This window comes from Desulfovibrio sp. 1214_IL3152 (assembly GCF_036763055.1).
In the GTDB taxonomy this organism is placed as follows: Bacteria; Desulfobacterota; Desulfovibrionia; order Desulfovibrionales; family Desulfovibrionaceae; genus Desulfovibrio.
Genome location: NZ_JBAIYW010000482.1, coordinates 1 through 6,891, shown reverse-complemented (window position 1 = coordinate 6,891; position 6,891 = coordinate 1). Strand labels below are relative to the sequence as shown.

The window sequence follows — 6,891 nt, the reverse complement described above, 5'->3', positions numbered from 1 at the left end:
GGCACATGTCGCAACGCACGGCTACCTCGCGGCGGGCGCGCTGGGCGAGAGTTTCGCCGTCTTCGCCGTCCACCGAAGGCATGCCGATGGTTTCCATCGTGATGGTTCCGTAGGGGCAGGCCGCCATGCACATTTTGCAGGCCACGCAGTACTGGACGCGCATGATGATGCGTCCCTGCTCATCCTGCTGGAGCGCCCCGGTGGGACAGACATTGACGCAGGGCGCATGAGGACACTGGTGGCAGCGCACAGTGGTTTTAAAGCCTTCGGCCTTGACCACCTGCACGCGCGATACAAGCTCATCGCGATGCTTCATGGCTTCTTTGAAACTCATGCCGTGGTGGGCGGCAATACAGGCCACTTCACAGCGGCGACAGGCGCGGCATTTGTCGGGTACGACCTGGATATGTTCAGTCATGGTCCGTTTCCTCGGATGCAACGTGCAGGGCCATCAGGGTAAGTCCGTGGCCCCCGTTGAAGTGGATGTTCTCGCCGCCGCAACTGGGACAGACGAAATGCCGTTGCGTCAGGCTGAATTCATGGCTGCAATCAGTACAGCGGCAGGGCAGGGGCGCTGTGTGCAAAAGCAGTTGCGCTCCTTCGGCCGGGGTTCCTTCCGCAAAAAGCTCAAAACAGGCGGTAAGGGTTTGCGCCTCCACGCAGGCGATAAGGCCAAGCTGGCACTCCACCTTGCATATGCGCTCCACCTGATTTTCAGGATGCGCCTCATTATGATCTTTCAGAGACTTCAGGCAGATGTCCAGAAGCCCCTGAACCAGACTCGCTTCATGCATGTTTTTTCCGCCGCTTCAATTTTTACGGCACTTCGGCGGGCTGTGTTACCGCCTGCGCCGGACCGGCTTTTATCCGGCGGAACGCCCTGGGGCGTTCCGCGAGAAAAATCGTTTTCCGGCTGCTTTCGGCCTCTCCCGGCAGTACCCGGTATGCGCCGCGCGCTGCCTGGAGCCGTCCAACGTTAAAAAGCTGGCGTGCTCTGTGCGGATTTTTAAAAAATCCGTACCGCTCAGGCGTCAAGTGCTCTAGAGCAATTTCACTTTGAAATTGCTCTGGCGGCTGCGTGAGCAGTCGCCCGCCGCAAAGATGCAAGCGCAATTTACTTGCGCGGTTAAGCATCGAAGCGAGCGTGACTTAAACTTTGAGAATGTACATTCTCAAAGTTAATCTGCTCTAGCGTTCCGTGCAGGATACGCAGGGGTCGATACTGTTGGTGATCAGGGCCACGTCGGCCACATTGCAGTCACGCATCATCACGCCCAGAGCCTCCCAGTTCATGTAGGAAGGCACACGCCATTTGAGGCGCGAGGGTATATCAGTGCCGTTGGTACGGATATAGTAGAAAACCTCGCCGCGTGGCGCTTCGGAACGGGCGCAGGCTTCGGCCGTGCGTATCTGGCGCATGGGGGCCGTTACTTCGCCCCCGGGCATGCGCGCGATGCACTGGCGGATAATGCTGAAGGATTCAAGCACTTCGTGCATGCGCACCATGGTGCGGGCATGAATGCAGCAGCCCTGCTCCACAATGGTCTTGAACTCCACATCAGGATAGGCGGCGTAGGGCGAATCCTTGCGCACATCCAGATGCAGGCCGGAGCCGCGCGCCACCGGGCCTACCACGCCAAGGCGGATGGCGTCTTCCCTGGGCAGCACGCCAAGCCCTTTTGTACGGGCCAGCACCATGCTGTTGGAGTCGTAAATGTCGCGGATTTCGTCCACCTGCGGCTCAACCTTGTCCAGCATCTTGCGCATGTAGTCCAGCAGTTCCGCATCCACATTGTATTTTACGCCGCCGATGCAGTTGGCAGCCAGGTTCATGCGGTTGCCATAAACCGTTTCTTTCAGGTCCTGCATCATTTCACGCACTTCCATGACGTGCATGAACAGCGACTTGAAGCCGATGATGTGCGCCTGAATGGCCGTATTGAAAAGGTGCGAGGCTATGCGCTTGATTTCTTCCGCCACCACGCGCAGATAGCGCGCGCGGTCGGGAATGGTGATGCCCAGCACGTTTTCCACCGCCATGCTGTAGGTGAAGGAGTGGCTGTTGGAGCACAGGGAGCACACGCGCTCGGTCAGCGTGACGTTTTTGACCAGGTTGCGCTGGGTAGCCATGGCCTCCATGCCGCGATGCACATGGCCGGAGGTCAGCTCAACGTGGCGCACGGTTTCACCATCCACCGTCAGGTGGAAGTATACCGGTTCCTCAAGGGCCACGTGTACCGGCCCGAGAGGCATGGTGAAGGTGCTGGTCATGACGGGTTCTCCTTATCCTTGAGGATGCGTTCCCACAGGTCGGTGGTGCAGGCGCCGTTCATCATGATGGAAAGCGGCACGGCTTCGTTGAGAATGCCCGCGTCCAGCTCTTCATCAAGGAAGAGGCGGCGGGGATTGGGCTGCCCCGTGACCTGGATGCCGTAAAGTTCCATCATTTCCCGTTCGTGCCAGTCCGCGTTGGCGAACAGCGGCGTGATGGAGGGTACGGTGGGCCACTCGCCGTTGAGGGTAACGGTCATATTGTAAATAACACCGTCCAGTTCAAAGTGGTAACACACTTCCTGCATGGGCTCGCTGAGCTGGCGGCGGTTATAGGCCGTCACCATGGCAAGGCGGGCTTCGGCCTGGCGCAATATCTCCGCGCCACGGGTGAGCATGCGCGGCGTACCCAGGCGAAACCAGTGGTAGGCGTTGCCGAAACTGTCGGTACTGTGGTGGATGGCGTCGGCCTCGGTGCAGAGGAGGGAAAGGTCCTCAATGACTCTGGCGTTGCCGTTGATGGTCTCTTGCATATGTTCTCCGCGGTGCAGACCGCTAATCTTTTGTGGGAGCCGCCGAGGTTACGGCCTTTTCCACCGGGGCTTCACCCGGCTCCGGCAGCAGGCAGGCATTGCGCTTGGCGTCTTCAATCTGACGGCATTTGGGGCAGAGCCTGCGGGTCAGCTCGGGGTCTATCTCTTCGTTCCAGGCATAGAGCTTTTCAGCCAGGGCCTTGGGTATGGGCCGCATAAGCTCGCCGCACTGGGCGCACGGTTCATACTTGATGGTATGCTGCTCAAGTTTTTTATATTTCTCGGTCTGAGTGTGTGCCGAGTGCCAGTCAGTGCTGATGCTCATGGCCCCGGTGGGGCAGTAGTGGCGGCACGAGGCGCAGAGGCAGCACGAGTTTTGCCAGATGGTTATGGTAAAGCCCGAGCTGTCGGGCAACTGGCCGATATGGATGGCCCCCGCGGCGCAGGAGTGGCGGCAGATGCCGCAGCCCATGCACAGGTCGGGGTCAACCACGGCCCTGCCGCGCAGGCGCTCGGGGGTGAAGGTTTCGCCCAGGGGAAAAGGGTCGGTGCTGGGGCCTTCAAGCAGGTTGCGGAATAAAACTTTAAGAAAGCCCGCCATGTTATTCCTCCACGCCCAGTTTTTTCAGCCAGATGGACCGGGCCAGCACCACGCCTTCAAGTATGGCCTGGGGGCGCGGGGGACAGCCGGGTACGTTCACATCCACGGGCAGGTAGCGGTCAATGGGGCCTTCAATGGAATAGCCTTCGCGAAAGACCCCGCCGGATATGGGGCATATGCCCACGGCCACCGTAACCTTGGGTTCGGGAATTTCATCCCACACCCGCAGTACGCGGTCGCGCACCCTTGTGGTAAGGGGGCCGGTAATAAGCACAATATCGGCGTGACGCGGGCTGCCGCAGTAACGGCAACCGAGACGCTCCACGTCATAACGCGGAATACAGGCCGTGGTAGCCAGCTCCACGTCACATCCATTGCAGGAACCGGCGTTGATGCGGAACAGCCACGGCGAACGCACGGAAAGTTTTTTAAGCATATTGTCAAGCGACACGGCGGCCTCCTTACATCACCCAGACCAGTATCAGGCTGCACAGCGCAAGGGCTGTGGGCACAGTCACATAAAAGCGAAACGCCTGGTCAATGCGGAAACGCCCGGTGGCCGACTTGACCAGGGTGAGCGAAACCAGCATGAGCGCGAAACACTTGAACAGGAACCACAAGAGATTGATGGGCCACCATCCAGATATGGTGCCGGGAAAGAAAAGCGCAACCCCCAGCCCCAGAACAACGAAGGTCTTGAGCGCCGACGTGATCTGAAAAAGCGCCAGCAGCGGGCCGCCGTACTCCAGCAGCGGGCCTTCGATGATTTCTGTTTCGGCCTCGGGGATGTCAAAAGGCACGACCCCCATAGTGCCGGGCAGAAAGATCAGATAGGCCAGAAATGCCGGGATCATGGACGGATTGAAGCCGAAAGATCCGGTCTGCTGCTGCAGGGCCACGATTTTGTAAAGCGAGAATTCCGCGCCCCAGGCGCCGCCCGCGAGGGTTTTGCCTGTCAGCATGGCTACTGCCAGCAAAATCATGAGCAGGGGCGTTTCATACGCGAACATAAGGGTCATTTCACGTGAAAAACCTACTGCGCCGAAGGGCGAGCTGGAGGCCGAGCCGCCAAGCATGATGGCCATGGCCGGGATGGGCAGCAGGTAAAAGATCACCAGCAGGTCGCCCATGTTGAACAGGCCGTTATACACACCCGAAATGGGTATGAAGGCGGCACACACGGCCATGCCGGTAAAGCCGAAAACCGGGGCCAGCAAAAATGCCGGGCGGCAGGCGGTGCGCGGGATCATGGTTTCCTTGGTCAGCAGCTTGGCAATGTCCAGCCAGGGCTGCACCAGGGGAGGTCCCACGCGGCGTTGCAGGCGGGCTTCCACCCGGCGGTCCAGTCCCTTGAAGAACATGGCTACCATGAGGGCAAAGGCCCCGCCGGGGAAGACGCACATATGCAGGATGGCAAGCAGGGTATCGCTCATGAGCGGTTCTCCTTGGACGCGCGCTCACTGCCGAGAAGGCGCGTGAGGCCGCCGTAAATGCTGGAAGGCGTCATGCGGCTGGTGGCCGTTTCGGGCGGCAGGCCGCAGGTGTGCACGTCAATTTCGCGCAGGCGGGTAAAGCGCTTCACAAACCAGCAACCGCCCGCGAAAGCCAGGGCCATCATCACGAACATGCCCGTGGCGTTCCAGGCTCCCGCGCCTGAAAGCACGCCGGAAAGGCCCACGTTCAGAGGCATGAAGCCGTATTCAAACAGCACAGAGTTGATGGGGCCGAGCGCAAGTCCGGGGAAGATGCCCGTAAGCAGACAACCCGCGGCCAGAATGCCCATGGGTACACGCATGATGCGCGGCACTTCCCTGATCTGGTCAAGGTCGCGGGCGGGCTGGCCCAGAAAGGCCGCGTGCAGGAACTTGGCGATATAGGCCATGGTCAGCACGCTGCCGATGAGGGAAAGCAGCGCCAGGAAGGGCTGCCCGGCTTCCATGAGGGCATGGTAGATAAGCCATTTGGACGAGAAGCCGCTGGTGGGGGGAACGCCCACCACAGAAAGCCCGGCAATGGCGAACATTGCCAGGGTAAAGGGCATCTTGCGTCCGATGCCGCCAAGGTCGTCCAGCGAATCCTTGTGGCTGGCAAACATGACCGCGCCGCACACAAGGAAGAGCAGGTCTTTGAAGAAGACGTGGTTGATGACGTGCAGCATGCCGCCCGCATAGCCGAGCGCGCCGCCTGCTGCCACGGCAAGCACCATGTAGCCGAGCTGGCTTACCGTCGAGTAGATGAATATGAGCTTGATGCCGTTGCTGCGCAGTGCCTGAAGAGCGGCCATGATGATGGTGATGCCGCCTATCCACATGACAGTCGTGCTGATGATCCCCTGTTCCGCACCGCCCAGAATGCCGGCAAGGGCAAAGCCGCCGCCGAGCAGCATGAACAGCTTGATAAGCCCCAGTATGGCGCTCTTCAGCAGAACCGAAGAGATGTAACCGGACACGGGGGTCGGGGCAAGGGCCGGGTGCATCTGCCAGTCAATGCGGAAGGGCAGTTGGGCGGCCTTCATGACAAAACCGGCGGCCAGCAGGGCCATGCCGAGCCAGGCCGCGCCCGAAGACAGGACGGGAGCCATGCCGTCCAGCAGCAGGGTGCTGAAGGGGGTAAAGGGTCCGATAACGCACAGGCCCACAAAGATGAAGCCCGCGCCGAAGACGTTGAAGATAAAGTACTTGAACGCCTCACGCAGGGACGCCTTGTCGCCTTCGTGGGCAATAGCCAGATACAGCGTCCACGAGCTCATGATTTCCCAGAACAGGAAGAAGCTCAGCAGATACTGGCTGGCCGCCATGCCCACCAGACCGCCGCACATGGCGGTAAAGGCGCAGTAGAAGCGCCACTGTCTGTGGCTGTGCTCCATATAGCCCAGGGCATAGGCCATGTTGACCGCCCCGAGCAGGGGGACAATAAGGGCAAAGCAGAAGGAGAGCGTGTCCAGCCCGCGTCCGAACAGGATCACCAGCAGGGCGGTGGCAAGCAGCACAGCCACGCTGGTCTTGCCTGCCATAACGCGGTTCTTGTGGAAGATGGCGGGCAAAAGCGCGCCGAATATGGGCGCTACCACATAGATGGGCCAGTTCACGTTGACGGCCAGCAGCACCAGCGCGTCGGAAGGATTGGGCACAAAGGCAAGACCTGCCACAGGAACCACAAGCTGCATGGGCAACTGCGGCGCAAGGCCGAGCAGCAGGCACAGGGCGGCCAGCACACCCATGCCAAGACGCATGGTCAGCGGGGCCTCGGTGGCTGCGGGCAGATAGTCGGGGCGTTCCTCAAAGACCAGGGTCTTGAGGATGCGTGTGTAGTACACAAGGCCCACCAGCGAGCCGCCGAGAATAAGGGCGGCCAGCCAGAGCTGCCCGGCTTCGGCGGCGGCCTGTATCATCAGGAATTTACTGAAAAATGCGCCGAAAGGCGGCAGTCCCATAATGCTTACAAGGCCAATGCCCATGCAGGCCACGGTAAAGGGCATCTGGCGGC

The 6,891-nt window shown here is 60.2% G+C and carries 8 protein-coding genes; all 8 read right to left on the bottom strand.

Annotated features, from left to right (window positions below):
• The coding region (locus tag V6C07_RS10240; protein ID WP_333536356.1) for a 4Fe-4S dicluster domain-containing protein at window positions 1-418 on the bottom strand (418 nt) is incomplete at its 3' end.
• Complete coding sequence (locus V6C07_RS10235; protein WP_333536355.1) at window positions 411-794, bottom strand: hydrogenase maturation nickel metallochaperone HypA; 384 nt, start codon at window positions 792-794, stop codon at window positions 411-413. The genes V6C07_RS10240 and V6C07_RS10235, both read right to left, overlap by 8 nt.
• Window positions 795-1,188: 394 nt before the next feature.
• Window positions 1,189-2,271, bottom strand: a complete 1,083-nt coding sequence (locus V6C07_RS10230; RefSeq protein WP_333536354.1) for a hydrogenase large subunit — start codon at window positions 2,269-2,271, stop codon at window positions 1,189-1,191.
• Window positions 2,268-2,804 carry an NADH-quinone oxidoreductase subunit C gene (locus V6C07_RS10225; RefSeq protein ID WP_333536353.1) on the bottom strand — a complete coding sequence of 179 codons (537 nt, stop codon included), beginning with the start codon at window positions 2,802-2,804 and terminating at the stop codon, window positions 2,268-2,270. Before V6C07_RS10225 ends, V6C07_RS10230 begins: the two co-directional genes overlap by 4 nt.
• A 22-nt stretch (window positions 2,805-2,826) precedes the next feature.
• On the bottom strand, window positions 2,827-3,405 hold the full coding sequence (locus V6C07_RS10220; RefSeq protein WP_333536352.1) for a 4Fe-4S binding protein: 579 nt from the start codon (window positions 3,403-3,405) through the stop codon (window positions 2,827-2,829).
• Between the two features lies 1 nt (window position 3,406).
• Window positions 3,407-3,841 carry an NADH-quinone oxidoreductase subunit B family protein gene (locus V6C07_RS10215; protein WP_041724975.1) on the bottom strand — a complete coding sequence of 145 codons (435 nt, stop codon included), beginning with the start codon at window positions 3,839-3,841 and terminating at the stop codon, window positions 3,407-3,409.
• 25 nt (window positions 3,842-3,866) lie between these two features.
• Complete coding sequence (locus V6C07_RS10210) at window positions 3,867-4,838, bottom strand: respiratory chain complex I subunit 1 family protein (protein ID WP_333536351.1); 972 nt, start codon at window positions 4,836-4,838, stop codon at window positions 3,867-3,869.
• Window positions 4,835-6,891 (bottom strand): complex I subunit 5 family protein (locus tag V6C07_RS10205; protein WP_333536350.1); only part of this gene is annotated, 2,057 nt, incomplete at its 5' end. The genes V6C07_RS10205 and V6C07_RS10210, both read right to left, overlap by 4 nt.

Coding starts and splice junctions, on each gene's coding strand:
- V6C07_RS10225 (WP_333536353.1), bottom strand. CDS start 2,804: ATGCAAGAGACCATCAACGGCAACGCCAGAGTCATTGAGGACCTTTCC.
- V6C07_RS10215 (WP_041724975.1), bottom strand. CDS start 3,841: ATGCTTAAAAAACTTTCCGTGCGTTCGCCGTGGCTGTTCCGCATCAAC.
- V6C07_RS10210 (WP_333536351.1), bottom strand. CDS start 4,838: ATGAGCGATACCCTGCTTGCCATCCTGCATATGTGCGTCTTCCCCGGC.
- V6C07_RS10220 (WP_333536352.1), bottom strand. CDS start 3,405: ATGGCGGGCTTTCTTAAAGTTTTATTCCGCAACCTGCTTGAAGGCCCC.
- V6C07_RS10235 (WP_333536355.1), bottom strand. CDS start 794: ATGCATGAAGCGAGTCTGGTTCAGGGGCTTCTGGACATCTGCCTGAAG.
- V6C07_RS10230 (WP_333536354.1), bottom strand. CDS start 2,271: ATGACCAGCACCTTCACCATGCCTCTCGGGCCGGTACACGTGGCCCTT.